At 59.8% G+C, this 15,833-nt stretch carries 15 protein-coding genes; 7 read left to right on the forward strand and 8 right to left on the reverse strand.

Annotation, left to right across the window (positions count from 1 at the left end; translation table 11 throughout):
* The 6 genes from H6B15_RS13090 to H6B15_RS13115 form a co-directional block, all read right to left on the reverse strand.
* The coding region (locus tag H6B15_RS13090) for a 5'-nucleotidase C-terminal domain-containing protein (protein WP_204648453.1) at positions 1-1,385 on the reverse strand (1,385 nt) is incomplete at its 3' end.
* 103 nt (positions 1,386-1,488) lie between these two features.
* Positions 1,489-2,625 (reverse strand): hypothetical protein, encoded by a 1,137-nt coding sequence (locus H6B15_RS13095; protein WP_204648454.1) that lies wholly within the window; start codon positions 2,623-2,625, stop codon positions 1,489-1,491.
* 132 nt (positions 2,626-2,757) lie between these two features.
* Positions 2,758-6,207, reverse strand: coding sequence for a transcription-repair coupling factor (gene mfd, locus H6B15_RS13100; RefSeq protein WP_204648455.1), 3,450 nt, complete (start codon positions 6,205-6,207; stop codon positions 2,758-2,760).
* A 137-nt stretch (positions 6,208-6,344) separates the two neighbouring features.
* Positions 6,345-6,938, reverse strand: a complete 594-nt coding sequence (gene pth, locus H6B15_RS13105; protein ID WP_204648456.1) for an aminoacyl-tRNA hydrolase — start codon at positions 6,936-6,938, stop codon at positions 6,345-6,347.
* A gap of 55 nt (positions 6,939-6,993) precedes the next feature.
* Entirely contained in the window at positions 6,994-7,266 is a 273-nt protein-coding gene (locus H6B15_RS13110) for a hypothetical protein (RefSeq protein WP_204648457.1), read from the reverse strand.
* A gap of 6 nt (positions 7,267-7,272) precedes the next feature.
* A complete protein-coding gene (locus H6B15_RS13115) occupies positions 7,273-8,004 on the reverse strand; it encodes a UDP-N-acetylglucosamine diphosphorylase (protein WP_204648458.1) in 732 nt (243 codons plus the stop codon).
* Between the two features lie 404 nt (positions 8,005-8,408).
* Here H6B15_RS13115 and ppdK point away from each other — a divergent pair, with 404 nt between their 5' ends.
* Positions 8,409-11,075 (forward strand): pyruvate, phosphate dikinase, encoded by a 2,667-nt coding sequence (gene ppdK, locus H6B15_RS13120; RefSeq protein ID WP_204648459.1) that lies wholly within the window; start codon positions 8,409-8,411, stop codon positions 11,073-11,075.
* 31 nt (positions 11,076-11,106) lie between these two features.
* Here ppdK and H6B15_RS13125 read toward each other — a convergent pair whose 3' ends face one another.
* Positions 11,107-11,334, reverse strand: a complete 228-nt coding sequence (locus H6B15_RS13125) for a hypothetical protein (protein ID WP_204648460.1) — start codon at positions 11,332-11,334, stop codon at positions 11,107-11,109.
* 50 nt (positions 11,335-11,384) lie between these two features.
* Here H6B15_RS13125 and H6B15_RS13130 point away from each other — a divergent pair, with 50 nt between their 5' ends.
* The 5 genes from H6B15_RS13130 (at position 11,385) to H6B15_RS13150 (ending at position 14,862) form a co-directional block, all read left to right on the forward strand.
* Complete coding sequence (locus H6B15_RS13130) at positions 11,385-12,260, forward strand: ParB/RepB/Spo0J family partition protein (RefSeq protein ID WP_204648461.1); 876 nt, start codon at positions 11,385-11,387, stop codon at positions 12,258-12,260.
* Positions 12,261-12,272: 12 nt separating this feature from the next.
* Positions 12,273-12,635, forward strand: a complete 363-nt coding sequence (locus H6B15_RS13135) for a TnpV protein (RefSeq protein ID WP_204648462.1) — start codon at positions 12,273-12,275, stop codon at positions 12,633-12,635.
* Positions 12,636-12,835: 200 nt separating this feature from the next.
* Entirely contained in the window at positions 12,836-13,117 is a 282-nt protein-coding gene (locus H6B15_RS13140; protein ID WP_243424422.1) for a DUF1778 domain-containing protein, read from the forward strand.
* A gap of 4 nt (positions 13,118-13,121) precedes the next feature.
* Complete coding sequence (locus H6B15_RS13145; protein WP_204648464.1) at positions 13,122-14,507, forward strand: relaxase/mobilization nuclease domain-containing protein; 1,386 nt, start codon at positions 13,122-13,124, stop codon at positions 14,505-14,507.
* A gap of 67 nt (positions 14,508-14,574) precedes the next feature.
* Positions 14,575-14,862, forward strand: coding sequence for a hypothetical protein (locus H6B15_RS13150; RefSeq protein ID WP_204648465.1), 288 nt, complete (start codon positions 14,575-14,577; stop codon positions 14,860-14,862).
* A gap of 82 nt (positions 14,863-14,944) precedes the next feature.
* On the opposite strand, the gene H6B15_RS13155 is transcribed toward H6B15_RS13150, so the two are convergent.
* On the reverse strand, positions 14,945-15,187 hold the full coding sequence (locus tag H6B15_RS13155; protein ID WP_204648466.1) for a helix-turn-helix domain-containing protein: 243 nt from the start codon (positions 15,185-15,187) through the stop codon (positions 14,945-14,947).
* A gap of 116 nt (positions 15,188-15,303) precedes the next feature.
* Between H6B15_RS13155 and H6B15_RS13160 the strand changes: the two genes are divergently transcribed.
* Positions 15,304-15,738: a hypothetical protein gene (locus tag H6B15_RS13160; protein WP_204648467.1), complete on the forward strand. Its 435-nt coding sequence runs from the start codon at positions 15,304-15,306 to the stop codon at positions 15,736-15,738.
* Positions 15,739-15,833 lie beyond the last annotated feature (95 nt).

Below are 15,833 nucleotides of genomic sequence, written 5' to 3' on the forward strand. Positions count from 1 at the left end.
GGCGTTGCGGTGGCCGCAGGGGTGGCAGTGGGTGCCGGGGTCGGGGTGGCGGCCGCCGGGGCCACGCAGGCTTCCGGCACATTGGCCACGGTCACCGCAGTGGCACCCGCATCCGCCGTGCCGATGAAGGTCAGATTGCTGAGGTAGTAGGCTGGTTCACCGGCGGCCAGGCAGAAGGTATGGCTGCCGGCGGACAGCCCGGTGATGACCAGGCGGCCCTGGTCGTCGGCAGTGGCAGTGCGGGCGGCACCATCCAGCAAAAAGCTGATCTGACGGCCCGCGTAGGCCGTCCCCAGGTTGACTACACCGTCGTAGGTGGCGGCGGTGACAGGCAGGACACGGCCGGTGCTGCCTCCGCGGGACAAAAGTACCGTCAGGGTCTCGGCGTTCACGTTTTGCGGCAGGGCTGCGACGGCACCGTCCAGGGTCAGGGACGCCCCGGCCAGATAATCGGTATAGCCTGCCTCGGCATTGACACCGCAGCGGCTGAGCATGTCGGTGGGCAGTACCACCAGCAGGGTGTTCTGCTCGTCCCCGCCGTCCAGCCGGATGCCGGTTTCGGTGTCGGGGCTGATCAGGAAGGCTTCCACAAACCGGGGTTCATTCTCGGTGGTCTGGTAGAGAGCCCGCAATCCGCTGACCTGCCAGAATCCGCCGTAAGAGTCGCTGGAGGAATCGTTCATGCCCGCCAGGCCCTGGTTCAGCATCTCGTACAGCTTTTTCGGGGTAACCTGCACCATGGACAGGGCGGTATCGGCCGCCACCGCCTTGGCCACATCCGCCAGGGTAGCGCCGGCAGCCACGTTTCCGGTCAGGCTGGCACCGTCAATGAGGGCCACCACCGGCAGGCCGCGCAGAGAGGCGGTTTCTTCCCCGCTCCACAGCCAGGATGCCGCCGCAGCGGCGGCCGCGTCGGCGGCCAGGTCACCCAGGTTGGTTTCTTCCCGGGCGGCGGGGTTCAGGGTAACGCCGGCCATCAGCTCCACGCTGCCCCACTGCTGCACATTCACAGTGCAGGTGTCGGCCGTGATGTCCGCGCTGCCCTGGGGATAGGCCACACCGGCCTGCACGGCGCCCTGCATCCACCCCTGGGATACCGGTTTCCAGGCGGTTTCCGGCGTGGTCTGCAAGGCGTTTGCCGTCTCGGCCGTGGCCGTTTCCGCTGTGGCCGTCTCGGCGGTGGCGGCGGTTTCGGCGGTGGAAGCTTCCTTGCCGCTGCCGGTGATGATCCGCACCAGGTCCCCCAGCACCGGAACTTCCAGCAGAGTTTCCATCCAGCCGCTCTTGCCGGTTTCGGCGGCGGCAGCCAGGGCCGGGGCGGGGGCCGCACAGAACAGAGCGGCGGCCAGGGTCAGGCTGGTCATGCGCAGTTTCCAGTTGGTCATATAAGTCCCCTTCCTTCATTTTTGTTTTCCTGCAACTGAGAACGACTATCCGCCGAAAAAACAAAACGGGGCGCGCGCTTTGGCTCGCGCGTGCCCCGCTGCTTTATGCGGTTGTCTTGATATTCGACGCCTTGTAGGTCTTCATGGCCGAGGCGTCCAAGTTCTGTTCCATGGCAGCACCATCGGCATAGAACTGATCCTGCAGCTCATCGCCCTTGAGCAGGCTGAGCAGATCGTAGGTGTCCTTGTAGTTCTGCAGGGTATCGGCTTCCAGCGGGTCCACGTCGCACATGACGCCGATGCTCATGCCCAGATCCACCGTGGTCCACACACCCTTGCCGGCCGCATCCAGGGCGTCGGTGAGGGTGGTACCGTAGCTCTTCAGGGTTTCCGGGGTCAGCAGCTGGCTGCCCACATAGTAGGCACCCATGCCGGATTCCGGCGTGGCGCCCAGCACTTCCATGGCCTGGGCCACGTACTGGTCCGCCGCCTCATACATGGAGGTGAACCGCTCGGTGCGGCCGCTCTCGGCGGAAGCCCAGCCGTTCAGGGTGTCGGCGCACTCCTGGGCCAGAGCCTGGATCTGAGCGTTCTGGTCTTCGTCCGCAAAGGCGTAAGAAGCGGAATCAAACAGCGGCAGCTGAACCACGTCCACATACCGGCAGTCATTGTACAGGAAATCGATGTATTCCTCATCGGTCACCGGCGTCTGGCCGTTTTCGCCGTAGATCAGTTCCAGGCAGGCATCGGCCTTGGCGCTGTTCAGCTCGTACTGTTCCAGGGTGGCCTGGCTGATGCCGTTGGCGGTGTACACATCGCCGTCGGACTCCCACTCGGAAGCGGCGGTGTCGGCGGCCTCGGCGGTGGCGGCGTCGTCCAGGGTGGCGCCCAGCTCATCAAACTTGGCTTCCACAGCGGCGTAATACTGCAGGTTGCGCAGGGTCAGGCGCTCCAGATAATCGGCGCCGTCGGTGGTGACTTCTTCATCCCCGATGGTGCCGGTGCACTGGGCCTTGAGCACGGCCTTCACATCGTCCGCCGTCTCACCGGTGGCCAGATCGGCCAGGCCGGACACGGTCTTGTAGGCGTTGTACTGGGCCAGCAGATAGATGCCGGCGGGAATTTCCACCCCGCCGATGGACCCCACCGACGAGGGAGTGCTGACGGTGCAGCCCGTCACACCCAGCAGCATGGCCACGGCCAGCCCCAGGCTGAGGAATCTTGCATGTAAGGATTTCATCAGAAAGTAACGCTCCTTTATACCTTTCGCTTGCGCATCAAAGCGCATATATGAAGTGATTATACCGCTTTTGGGCGTTCTTTGCAAGCAAAAGGCCGGTCGCGGTGTTCAGCTTTTACAAAAATTCCACCGTCAGCCCGCGGCGCCGGGCAGCAAAGCCACTGCATCCCGCAGAATGACCAGAGGGTCTTCGCCCTTGAGCACATGCAGGCTGATGTAGGGCCGCCCCACGGCGCTGTACAGCACCCGGTGGGGCATGGTGTCCATCAGCTTGCCCAGCTGGGCCGGTCCCACCACGTCGGAGTACAGAATCAGGTTTTCCCCCTTCTGCACAATCTCCACAATGCCCGCCCGGGCGGCGGTGACGCGTACCAGCGACACATCCACCAGGCTCTGCACACACTTGGGCGGGTCGCCGTACCGGTCGATGAGCTCGTCCAGCACATCCTCTGCCCCCTCAGCGCTTTCAATGGCCGCAATGCGCTTGTAGGCCTCGATGCGGCCTGCTGCGTCGGGGATATAGTTTTCCGGCAGGTAGGCGTCGGCGGTCACATCCACCAGGCAGTCGCTCTTGTCCGGCTCCTGCGGCAGGCCCTTGGCGGCGGCGATGGCCTGGTTGAGCATCTTCACGTACAGTTCGTAGCCCACAGCCTCCATATGACCGTGCTGGCTGTGTCCCAGCAGGCTGCCGGCGCCCCGGATCTGCAGGTCCCGCATGGCGATGCGGAATCCCGACCCGAACGCGGTGAATTCCCGGATGGCCGACAGGCGTTTGGCGGCGATTTCGGTGAGGACGGCGTCCCGTCGGAAGGTGAAATAGGCGTAGGCCTTGCGGGAGGACCGCCCCACCCGGCCGCGGATCTGGTACAGCTGGGACAGGCCCATGTGGTCGGCGTTTTCGATGACCAGGGTGTTGCAGTTGCGCACGTCCACACCCGTCTCGATGAGGGTGGTGCAGACCAGCACGTCGATCTCGTTGTCCAGCAGCTGCCGCCACACCACCGAGATCTGCTCTTCGGTCATCTTGCCGTGGGCGATGCCCACCCGGGCACCGGGGGCCATCTTGCCAACCCGGGTAGCACACTGTTCAATATCGTCCACCCGGTTGTGCAGGTAGTATACCTGGCCGCCCCGGGCCAGCTCCTTGCGGATGGCCTCCGCAATGATGCCCTCGTCGTATTCCAGCACATAGGTTTCCACCGGTTGGCGCTCGATGGGCGGCTGTTCGATGGTGGACATATCCCGGATGCCGGACAGGGCCATATTCAGCGTGCGGGGAATGGGGGTGGCGGACAGGGTGAGCACATCCACCCCCACAAAGTTCTCCTTGAGTTTTTCCTTGTGCTTGACCCCGAAGCGCTGCTCCTCATCGATGATGAGCAGGCCCAGGTCCTTGAACTTCACATCATCGGACAGAAGGCGGTGGGTTCCCACCACAATGTCCACGGTGCCGTCCTTCAGCCCGCGCAGGGTCTCCTTCTGTTCCCGGGCGCTGCGGTAGCGGGACAGCAGGCCGATGCGGATGGGAAACGCCTCCATGCGGGCCATGGCGGTGTTGAAGTGCTGCCAGGCCAGGATGGTGGTGGGGGCCAGAATGGCACACTGTTTGCCCCCCATGACGCACTTGAAGGCGGCGCGCAGGGCCACTTCGGTCTTGCCCACTCCCACATCGCCGCACAGCAGGCGGTCCATGGGCCAGGGCTGTTCCATATCGTGCTTGATCTCGGCGGCACTGGTCAGCTGGTCGGGGGTCTCGTCGTAGGCAAAGCGCTGTTCAAAGTCCCCCTGCCAGGTATCGTCCGGCGGGAAGGCATACCCGTGGGCTTGCTTGCGCCGGGCATACAGCTCGATGAGCTCCTTGGCCATCAGTTCGGTGGCGGCCCGGACCTTCTTGCGGGTCTTGGCCCATTCGGCCCCGCCCAGGCGGCTGAGCTTGACGTTTTCGGCATCGCCGGGGGCGGTGTAGCGGGACAGCAGGTCCAGCTGGGTGACCGGCACGTACAGGGCGTCCCCCTTGGCGTATTCGATGCGCAGGTAGTCCTTGATGACCCCCTGCACCTCCATGCGGCGGATGCCCGCATAGCGGCCGATGCCGTGGTTCTGGTGCACCACCAGATCCCCGGGGGTGATGTCGGTGAGGCTGTCCAGGGCGTCCTTGTTGCGCTTGGGTTTGCGTTTGGCGGTGCCGCTCTGGCCGAAGGCCCGGGCGGTGAGCAGGGCAAATCTGGCAAAGGGCAGTTCGCACCCAGCGGAAAGCTGCCCCGGCAGCACCTGCACCAGCCCCGGCGCCGGCGGGACGTCCGGGTCGGTGGAGACGGTGCATCCCCTGCCCCGCAGGTCCTGGGCCAGACCGGCGGCGGCGCGGGTGGTTCCGGCCAGCACGGTGACCGCAAAGCCACGGCTGCGCAGGGGTTCCAGTTCCTCCCACAGAGCGGCCACCTCGCCGTTCCAGGCGGGCAGGTTGTGGGCCGGGGCGTTGACCATCTCTTTCAGCGGCTGGTCCGGAATGCTGCGGGCAAAGTTTTCGGCCAGCAGGGTGCGGTACTGCCCCGTCCGGGTCCACAGCCAACCGGCGTCGGCATACAGGTGGTCCAGCCCGGCGCAGAGCACGCCGTCCTCAAACAGGGCGGAAAGCTCCTCTCCCCTTCTGTAGTTGGCGGCGCGCTCGGCTTCCCGCACCGAGGCGGGCTCCTCCACGCAGAGCAGCGGATCGTCGAAATAATCCAGCAGGGTGGCGGGCTGGGGATACCGCACATTCAGGTACTTGTCCATGGAAACCGGCAGGATGCCCGCATCCAGCTGGGCCAGATCGGGGGCCATGATCTGCTCCATGGCGGTGCGCTTTTTGCCCCGGGTACGCTTCCAATAGGCGCGCAGGGCTTCCGCCGCCTGGGCGGGCGCGCCAAAGAGCACCTCCCGGGCAGGGCTGAGATAGATTTTTTCCACCCCTTCGTCCCGGCGCTGGGTGGCCAGGTCGAAGGTGTGCATGGTGTCGATCTCGTCTCCCCAGAACTCCACACGCACCGGGGCTTTCATCTCGGGGGCATACAGGTCCAGGATTTCGCCGCGGATGGAGAACTGCCCCGGACCTTCCACCCGATCCCGGCGCACGTATCCGGCGTCCAGCAGCATGGTGTTGAGCTCCTCCCGGGGGATGGAATCCCCAGGATGCAACGTGCGGGTGTTGCGGCAGAAATCCTCCTTGGGGGTGGTGAACTGGGTCAGGCCCTCGACGGGCACGCAGACGGCCTGCAGCCGTCCGCCCACCAGGTCCCCCAGCACAGCCAGGCGACGGTACTCGTATTCCCGGGCGGTACCCTCGATGGGGCGCAGCACATAGTCCCGGGCCGGAAACACCGCCGCCGGGACCCCCAGGGTGTTCAGGTCGGCGGCAAAGCGGGTGGCTTCGGCCTCGCCGGGGGTAACAATGCACAAAGGCCGCCCCAGTTCCCGGCTGAGCGCCGCATATACCTGGGCGCGACCGGCGCTGGGCAGCCCGAACAGCGCGCTGGCTCCCTTGCCGGACAGCGCGCCGATGAGCTTTTTATGTTCCTGCGTTTGCTGAAAAAGTTCGTAAAACATACAAGCGACCTGTTTTCAAAAGCGGTGAAATCCGCCGCGGTTGCTTTGCTGCGGCGGGGCGTATACCCAAAAATCCCGGCCGCCACAGCGGCGGCCAGGATTCGGAATCAAACTGTGCGGTCTGCCCTGCCCCGCTCTCAGTGGTTGCAGCGGTTCTGGGCTTCGCTGAGCTTGCCGTCCATGATCAGGCGGCAGGCGGTCTCGATATCGGGGTAACGGTCGGTCATGGCCTTGGCGGCGTCGGGCGGGAACTTGCCCAGCACCCAGGCGGCCAGGTCGTAGTCGGGGTGCGGTTTGGCCCCCACCCCGATGCGCAGGCGGGGAAAGTCTTCCCCGCCCAGGCTCTGGATGATGCTCTTGAGCCCGTTGTGCCCGCCGGCGGACCCGCTGGCGCGGATGCGCAGATGGCCGGGTTCCTGGGTGATGTCGTCGCAGAGCACCAGCACATGGTCATGGGGAATCTTGTAGAACTGGGTTGCCGGGGCGATGCTCTGCCCAGACAGATTCATATAGGTCAGGGGCTTGAGCAGCACCACCTTGTGGCTGCCCACCGTGGCCACCCCGTACAAGCCTTGCCACTTGGCCTTGGCGATGTCGCACTTCCACTGGGCGGCCAGGTAGTCCAGGGCCGCAAAGCCGGCGTTGTGGCGGGTGCCTTCGTATTTGGATTCCGGGTTACCCAGACCGGCAATGAGCCAGTCTGCCCCCGAAGTGTTGCTGAAAAATGACATAAAGTGCGGTATTCTCCTCTTTGAGCGGGAAGCAAGCTTTCCCTTCTTTTTCCGGTCAGTCGCCCAGCTGTCTGCCCTGGAGTGCCATCCGGGCGGCGGATAGTTCCGTCTTTTTTACCAGGATGCGATATTGGGTGCTGTATTCCGGCTTTTCCCCCAGGGCCGAAAGCGTTCCTCCCCGCCGGGTACCGTGGCCGAAGGTTTCCGTCCTGGTCCGGAACTGGATACCGGCGCGGCGCAGTGTCTCCGACGCCGCAGCAAAACGGGCAGCATCAAAGGCGGCCAGCAATTCCGTCCACTCCAGCAAGTCCGACAGGAACGATTTCATGACAAATCAGCCTTTCTTTGCGGATTCCAGCTTCTGTTTCTTCTCAATGTATTTCTGCAGTTTCTTCTCGCCCCAGGAAGGCACGTTCACCTGCTTGGCACGCTCGATGCCAAGGGCTCCGTCCGGCACATCCCTGCCGATGGTGGAGCCTGCCGCCGTAAAGGCATGGTCCCCCACCGTGACCGGCGCCACCAGGTTGGTGTTGCAGCCGATGAAGGCATAGTCCCCGATGGTGGTGCGATATTTGCCCTCGCCGTCATAGTTGCAGGTGACGGTGCCGCAGCCGAAGTTGCAGTACTTGCCCACCGTGGCATCCCCGATATAGGTCAGGTGGCTGACGGTGTTGCCCTCGGCAAAGTCGGCGTTCTTGGTTTCCACATAGGCGCCCAGGTGTACGCCCTCCCCGGTCTTGGTGCCGGTGCGCACATGGGTGAAGGGGCCGATCTTGTTGTTGGGGCCCAGGGTGCTGTCATAGCACTGGCTGGCATTGACGGTGGAGTTCTGCCCCACCGTGGTGTTTTCCAGCAGGGTGTTGGGGCCGATGACGCAGCCCGCTTCGATGACCGTGTTCCCCCGCAGGATGCAGCCGGGCAGAATGGTGGCGCCGGGAGCAATGATGACCTCGGGGTCGATGTATACGTCGTTGCTGATGAACTCAACGCCGTTTTCCAGGTGCTTCTGGAAGGTTTCGGCAAACCGCTGCTTGGCAGCGAGGTAGTTTTCTCTTGCAGTAGCCATGGCAAAGGCCCTCCTTTTATATGTAGGACACAGGCGATTCGGGGCATTGCCGCCCTGCGGACGGCACGGCGGCAGCACAATGCTCCGCGGCTATCATTATACCAGACGCCACGGAAAAAGCAAAGTAAGAGCAGGGTGCACAAAGGCAGAGCGGAATTTTCGGAAAAGAAATATTTTCGAACTTTCCGCCCATTATAATTTACCTCATTTTTGGGCAAATTGCAAGAGAAATGTCCGAAAATTTCGTTAGTTTTTAAGCGAAAGCATTGAGCATTTTTTTAACAATCCACTGGTAATTCGTCGTCCGGTCTGTTATAATGGACTTTGCAATCAGTCCATGACGTTGCAGGCGGGTGCCTTGCGCACACGCCGGGAAGAAACCGTAGTACATATGGAGGTAAGATATGAGCAAGAAGTTCCTTTACCTGTTCAAAGAAGGTCATGACGCCTTCGGCGGCGACCAGACCACCATGAAGAACATTCTGGGTGGCAAGGGCGCCGGCCTGGCCGAGATGACCCATGCCGGCATGCCGGTTCCCCAGGGCTTCACCATCACCACCGAAGCCTGCACCCAGTACTATGCCGACCACCGCGAGATCAACGAAGAGATCCGCGCCGACATCTTCAAGTATATGGGCATTCTGGAAGAACAGACCGGCAAGAAGTTCGGTGACATCGAGAATCCCCTGCTGGTTTCCGTCCGTTCCGGCGCCCGTATGTCCATGCCCGGCATGATGGATACCATCCTGAACCTGGGCCTGAACGACCAGGCTGTGGAAGGTCTGGCCAAGAAGACCGACAATCCCCGCTTCGCTTACGACTGCTATCGCCGTTTCATCCAGATGTACTCCGACGTCGTCATGGAACTGGGCAAGAGCTTCTTTGAAGAGCGCATCGACGCCATGAAGGAAAAGAAGGGCGTGACCCAGGACGTGGACCTGACCGCCGACGACCTGAAGGAACTGGTCAAGGAGTTCAAGGCCATCTACCTGGAAAAGCAGGGCAGCGAATTCCCGCAGGACCCGAAGGAACAGCTGATCGGCGCTGTCAAGGCCGTTTTCCGTTCCTGGGACAACCCCCGCGCCAACGTGTATCGTAAGATGAACGAGATTCCCTACGAATGGGGCACCGCTGTCAACGTGCAGCAGATGGCCTTCGGCAACTCCGGCATGCGTTCCGGCACCGGCGTTGCGTTCACCCGTAACCCCGCCACCGGCGAAAAGAAGCTGATGGGCGAATACCTGATCAACGCCCAGGGCGAAGACGTGGTGGCCGGTATCCGTACTCCCTCCCCCATCAGCAAGCTGCATGAGGAGATGCCGGAAGTCTACGACCAGTTCGTGGAGATCGCCACCCGGCTGGAGAACTACTACAAGGATATGCAGGACATGGAGTTCACCATCGAAGATGGTAAGCTGTTCATGCTGCAGACCCGTAACGGCAAGCGTACCGCCCAGGCTGCTCTGCAGATTGCCTGCGACCTGGTGGACGAGGGCGTCATCGACCAGCGCACCGCCGTGCTGCGCGTAGAGCCCAAGCAGCTGGACACCCTGCTGCATCCCCAGTTCGACGCTGCCGCTCTGAAGGCCGCCGAAGCCATCGGCAAGGGCCTGGCCGCTTCTCCGGGATCCGCCTGCGGCCGTGTTGTCTTCAGCGCCGAAAACGCCGAAGAGAAGGTCAAGGACGCCGACTGGAAGAAGGTCGTCCTGGTTCGTCTGGAAACCAGCCCCGAAGACATCGTCGGCATGCAGGTTTCTCAGGGCATCCTGACCGTCCGTGGCGGCATGACCAGCCACGCCGCCGTTGTGGCTCGCGGCATGGGCACCTGCTGTGTCTCCGGCTGCGGCAACGACAATGATGTCACCATCGACTACGACGCCAAGGTCTTCACCATCAACGGCCACACCTTCCATGAGGGTGACTGGATCTCCATCGACGGTTCCACCGGCAACGTCTACGAAGGCCAGATTGCCACCGTCGCTTCCACCGAAAACGCCAACTTCAAGCGCTTCATGCAGTGGGCCGACGAAGCTCGTCAGCTGAAGGTTCTGACCAACGCCGACAACCCGACCGACGCACAGAACGCCGTGGATATGGGTGCTGAAGGCATCGGCCTGTGCCGTACCGAGCATATGTTCTTTGCCGAAGACCGCATCAAGGCCGTGCGTGAGATGATCTGCGCCCGTACCGTGGAAGAGCGCAAGGCTGCTCTGGCCAAGGTTGAGCCGTTCCAGGAAGCTGACTTCATCGCCATGTACAAGATCATGGGCGACCGTCCCATGACCATCCGTTATCTGGACCCGCCTCTGCATGAATTCCTGCCCACCAAGGCGGAAGACATCGCCGAGCTGGCCGCCGACATGGGCATGACCGCCGAAGAGCTGACCAACGTGGTTGTCAGCCTGCATGAGTTCAACCCCATGATGGGTCACCGTGGCTGCCGTCTGTGCGTCACCTACCCTGAAATCGCCGAGATGCAGACCAACGCCGTCATCAAGGCCGCGCTGAAGGTTTCTGCCGAGACCGGCAAGATGATCACTCCGCACATCATGATTCCTCTGGTGGGCGAAGTCAAGGAACTCAAGTACGTCAAGGATGTCGTCGTCAAGACCGCCGACAAGCTGATTGCCGAGGCCGGCGTTGACATGAAGTACCAGGTCGGTACCATGATCGAAATCCCGCGTGCTGCTCTGACCGCCGGCGAGATCGCCAAGGAAGCCGACTTCTTCAGCTTCGGCACCAACGACCTGACCCAGATGACCTTCGGCTTCAGCCGTGACGACGCTGCCAAGTTCCTGACTGCCTACTACGACAACAAGATCTATGAGAGCGATCCGTTCCAGCACCTCGACCAGGTCGGTGTCGGCAAGCTGATCAAGATGGCTGCTCATGACGGCCGCGAGACCAACCCCAACCTGGGTCTGGGCATCTGCGGCGAGCACGGCGGCGACCCCAGCAGCGTTGAGTTCTGCCACAATGTTGGCCTGGACTACGTCAGCTGCTCTCCCTACCGTGTGCCTATCGCTCGTCTGGCCGCCGCCCAGGCTGCGATCAAGAATCCTCGCAAGTAAAACCGTTGGACTCTTGGAGCTCACGCTCAGCTTAGAGGATGCGCAAGCATTCCAAAAAGCGCATAACAGCGTGATAAAGCCAAGCCGATGGCGTGATATCGACTTGGAGATCTACCTGTAATACGCCAATCCCCCTGCTACTGATTTCAGTTGCAGGGGGATTTTTTATGCCTACTTTTTGTTCAAAAGGCGATTTTGGGCCCGGAAAATCTGGAATTTCTGAAAATGTACCCGTTTTTTCGTATACATTTTTGGGCACAAAACGCCTCTTGCAAGCCTTATTTTTACCAAGAAAGGAAGCGTATTGTCATGGCAGAAAACCAAGTCCAAAACCCACCGGCTGAAAAAGTAATCGCTCTTTCAGCCAGTCAGCTGGAACCCTTTCAGGGGCATCCCTTCCGGGTGGCCAGCGGCGAGGAAATGGAACAACTCAAGGAAAGCATCCGGGAGTACGGTGTTCTCTCGCCGCTGCTGGTCCGCCCCCGTGGGGATGGTCGCTACGAGATCGTCAGCGGACACCGCCGCAAGGCCGCCTGCGAGGCCCTGGGCATCACCGAACTGCCGGTACTGGTCCGGGAAATGACCGACGATGAGGCGGTGATCCTGATGGTGGACAGCAACATCCAGCGGGAGCATATCCTGCCCAGCGAAAAGGCGTTTGCCTATAAGATGAAGATGGAAGCCATCACACACCAAGGCAAGACAACTTCTCGCCAAGTTGGCGAGAAGTCATGGAGTGTGGAACAAGTCAGTCAAAATAGCAACGACAGCCAACGGCAAGTCCATCGCTACATCCGCCTGACCCACCTGATCCCCTCCATCCTCCAGATGGTAGACGAATACCAGATTGCCTTCAATCCGGCGGTGGAGATCTCCTACCTGACCGAGGAACACCAGCGAATGCTCAAAGAGGAGATGGACGCCTGTCAGGCCACACCGTCCCTCACCCAGTCCCGCACCCTCAAACAAATGAGCAAGGAGGGAACCCTGACCCGAGAATACCTGCATCACTTGCTCACCGAGGAAAAGCCCAACCAGCGGCAGAAGTTCTTCCTCAATCAGGAGGACGTGCAGCGGTATTTCCCCAAGCACTACACCCCGCAGCAGATGCAGCAGGTTATCCTCCATCTGCTTCACACCTGGCAGCACAAACGCGGCTACAACAAGGATACTCAGGAACGCTGAAGGAGGCACACCATGAAACTGACTTACACCGAGACCGATGGCTATCTCATTCCCGATCTGGTTCTCCCCGAAACCGATACCCGGCCCATCGGCAAATACGGTGAACTGCGGCGGCAGTTCTTGAAGGAGCATCGCCCCGACTTATTCGACCTCATGCTTCTGGAAGGTACGCTGCACAGCCACCTGGCCGATGTAGACACCGAAGCCCGACAGATGGTAGAGGACACCATCAACCAGATAGCCCGCCAGCAGGGCGTGGATGAAGCCCTCAAACAGGCCGATCCGCTGGCCTGGGCAGGGCGCATGAATGCAATCAAGAATGCAGCCGAGGAAGCGGTCCTGCCGGACCTTCTATACGGGGACGCACTGGAGTGATTCCTTTTCAGCACGTACAAAAAGGCCTGTCCGCAGGGGTAACGAGCACTGGCTTTGTATAGCTTTTGCAAGCCATACGCCGCCCCAGCGCAGGACGCTGGCAAGGGGCGCAGCCCCTATGACCCCCCGAAAATCCAACAACGCAACAATGCAGAGACCGAGCAGCGATGCCCGGTCTTTTGCTATATGGAGGTGAAATTATGTTGACTCGAAACGTGCAGATGAATATCCGGGTGACACCAGAAGAAAAGAAGCTGTTTGAACAGGCAGCCACCCAATGCGGGCTGACACTCTCCCAATACATCCGCATGCGGCTACACAACCAGATGCCCCGGCAACTGCCCAACGCCGACTACCGGCAGGTGCTGGATGCTCTCACCGCCCTCTACCACAAGGGCAACACACCGGAGGTGCAGCGGGAAATTCTGGACACGCTGCTGACCGTTCAGAGGGCGGTTACAGTGCCGCAGAAGGAGGAATGAGAAGATGGCTGTCACCAAGATCTGGCCCGTGAAAGGGCGTCTGGATGCGGTCATACGCTATGCCGGAAACGAAGAAAAGACCCGGCTGCCGGACCTGACCGGTCTGTCTGCGGGCAAGGACGATCTGAGCGACGTGCTGCAGTATGCCGCCAATGACGCCAAAACCACCCGGGAAAGTCAGCTGTTTGTCAGCGGTGTCAACTGTGTGCCGGAGATTGCCCGCCAACAGATGGAACTGACCAAACAGCAGTTCGGCAAGACCGGCGGCACGGTGGCTTTCCATGCTTACCAGAGTTTTCGCCCCGGCGAGGTCACGCCGGAGCAGTGCCACGCCATCGGAGTGGAACTGGCTAAACGGGTGTGGGGTGACCGCTTTCAGGTGCTGGTAGCCACCCACCTGAACACCGATTGCTGCCACAATCATTTCGTCATCAACTCGGTGTCCTTCGTAGACGGCAAACGGTACAACGACTGTAAAAAGACCTACCGCGCCCTGCAGGACGCCTCAGATGAACTTTGCCGGGAGCAGGGGCTTTCGGTGGTAGACAAAAAGGACGCCCACCGGGTGCCTCGCAACCTCTATCTGGCTGAGAAAGCCGGAGAGCCTACCCGGTATAACGTCATGCGCCAGGACATTGATCTGGCCATCCTGCGCAGTGAAACGCCCCGAGATCTGCCCCGCATCCTGCGCAAGATGGGCTATGAGGTCGACTTCAATCCCAACCACAAATACCCGACTATCAAGTTGCCCCATGACCGCCGCGCCGTGCGCTTCAAGACGCTGGGTGAGGAGTACACCCCGCAGGCAATGGCCCAGCGCATCCAGCAGAACCAGAAGATGGGGATTTTCAAACGCATGGAGATCTACAACAAGCGGTATCCGCCGGTGCATCCCCATTACCATAAACTGCGTCAGGACTTCCGCAAGGCCATCATGGAAGCGTTCGGTATCTACCGCACCTACCTGTATTACTGCTATCTGCTGGGCAAGCTGCCTACCACAACCCCCAACTACCGCCCGCCTCATCCTGCCATGCGGGAGGATTACCGCCGCTGGGCAGAAATCGAAAAGCAACTGCATCTTCTGGAACAGCATTCGCTGAATACCGCAGGGGACGTAGCTGCTTTTGCATCGGAGCAGGAGCAGAAACTGACCGATCTGGAAACCCGGCGCACCAAGTGCCGCAATCGTCTGCGCCGCTGCCGCGACCCGACCGAGTGTGAGGCCCTCCACACTGAAAAGGATGAACTGACCAAACAGATCATCGAAACAAGAAAGGAACTGCACACAGCCCAGCAAATTCCCGCCCGTGTCAAACGTATGCGAGAGAACATCCAACTGTTGAACGACCGTGAGCAGCAGCGCGCCGCCCACCAGAAAGAACGATAACCACCCTATCACAGAAAGGATAAAGACTATGAATCCCAATGGAATTTTGACTACTTACGAAGAACGCATGAAAGCAAATCTGCAGCAGTACCAGCGCCCCGAGAAGGCCGGGATCTTCCGGCTGCGCCTTGATCACCGCACCTGGGGCAAGCACATGTGCCTGTTCTGCTACTTCACCGATCTGGACACCGGCGAAAAGCTCCGTCTGGCATGCTGGCGTGGTGCCGGAGAGCGCTACGCGCCCCGCAAATGCGCCATCGACTTCGCCAAGGTCCGTGACCGTACCATTTGGCGCTGCACCCTGACAGCAAACGTGTACGGCATCATCGACTGGATTGACGCGGAGTCGCTGTAAGAAAAGTCTGCAATCCCACTTTGTAACGTGATATAAGCGACAGCCCCTACCTGTGTATGGATGCACAGGTAGGGGCTGTTTGCTATTTCAGTTCTTGTTCCAGACTATCAAACTCAGGTGTAGAGAAAAACTCACCTAATGTGATGTCCAAGCCATCGCAAATCATCTTTATCGTAATCAGTTTCGGGTTTTGACTTTTCCCGTACAAAATGTTCTTAATGCTGGACGGCGGAAGCGCAGAAATCGTAGCCAATTTGTTGATGCTGATGCCACGTTCCCCGCATAATTCCAAAATACGGTTGCGGACAGCAGTAACGGTATCCATGCGCTTTCGCCTCCCCCGAATTGTTTGTCATATATAGAATAAACAACTCAGTTGCCAAATATAGGCTATGCGTGCTACTATTAGGCTATGTATAGCCTATATTTGAGGTGAAAAGTATGGAAAAGAAAGCATGTACCTTCTTTGGACACCGTGACAGCCCGGAAACTATCAAACCGAAAATCCGGGCGGCGGTAATTGATCTGATCGAAAATCACGGAGTAACCATGTTCTATGTTGGAAATCAGGGCAATTTTGACCGTCTGGTGCGTTCTGTTCTGAAAGAGGTAACAACGGCGTATCCAGGAGTCGGATACGCCGTTGTTCTTGCTTATATGCCCTCTGCCAAGAAAAGTGCAGATGATTTTTCTGACACATTGCTGCCAGATGGAATTGAAAAAGTTCCAAAACGCTTCGCTATCTCCTGGCGCAATAAGTGGATGATTGAACATGCAGACTATGTGGTTACCTATGTGACCCGCTTATTTGGGGGTGCTGCACAATTCTCGGCTTTAGCCAAATCGAAGGGAAAGATTATATACGATATAAAATAGGAGCATAGTTCATATAAAATGTGAAATATGTGTTGTGCTTTCTATGATAACAGGTATAATTATATGTGGATAATTATATATTTTTTAGTCAAATG

Origin of the sequence: Gemmiger formicilis (genome assembly GCF_016900095.1) — a bacterium.
In the GTDB taxonomy this organism is placed as follows: Bacteria; Bacillota; Clostridia; order Oscillospirales; family Ruminococcaceae; genus Gemmiger; species Gemmiger formicilis_A.

Coding starts and splice junctions, on each gene's coding strand:
- H6B15_RS13130 (WP_204648461.1), top strand. CDS start 11,385: ATGGCAGAAAACCAAGTCCAAAACCCACCGGCTGAAAAAGTAATCGCT.
- mfd (WP_204648455.1), bottom strand. CDS start 6,207: ATGTTTTACGAACTTTTTCAGCAAACGCAGGAACATAAAAAGCTCATC.
- pth (WP_204648456.1), bottom strand. CDS start 6,938: ATGTCATTTTTCAGCAACACTTCGGGGGCAGACTGGCTCATTGCCGGT.
- H6B15_RS13115 (WP_204648458.1), bottom strand. CDS start 8,004: ATGGCTACTGCAAGAGAAAACTACCTCGCTGCCAAGCAGCGGTTTGCC.
- H6B15_RS13160 (WP_204648467.1), top strand. CDS start 15,304: ATGGAAAAGAAAGCATGTACCTTCTTTGGACACCGTGACAGCCCGGAA.
- H6B15_RS13095 (WP_204648454.1), bottom strand. CDS start 2,625: ATGAAATCCTTACATGCAAGATTCCTCAGCCTGGGGCTGGCCGTGGCC.
- H6B15_RS13155 (WP_204648466.1), bottom strand. CDS start 15,187: ATGGATACCGTTACTGCTGTCCGCAACCGTATTTTGGAATTATGCGGG.
- ppdK (WP_204648459.1), top strand. CDS start 8,409: ATGAGCAAGAAGTTCCTTTACCTGTTCAAAGAAGGTCATGACGCCTTC.
- H6B15_RS13140 (WP_243424422.1), top strand. CDS start 12,836: ATGTTGACTCGAAACGTGCAGATGAATATCCGGGTGACACCAGAAGAA.
- H6B15_RS13135 (WP_204648462.1), top strand. CDS start 12,273: ATGAAACTGACTTACACCGAGACCGATGGCTATCTCATTCCCGATCTG.
- H6B15_RS13145 (WP_204648464.1), top strand. CDS start 13,122: ATGGCTGTCACCAAGATCTGGCCCGTGAAAGGGCGTCTGGATGCGGTC.
- H6B15_RS13110 (WP_204648457.1), bottom strand. CDS start 7,266: ATGAAATCGTTCCTGTCGGACTTGCTGGAGTGGACGGAATTGCTGGCC.
- H6B15_RS13150 (WP_204648465.1), top strand. CDS start 14,575: ATGAAAGCAAATCTGCAGCAGTACCAGCGCCCCGAGAAGGCCGGGATC.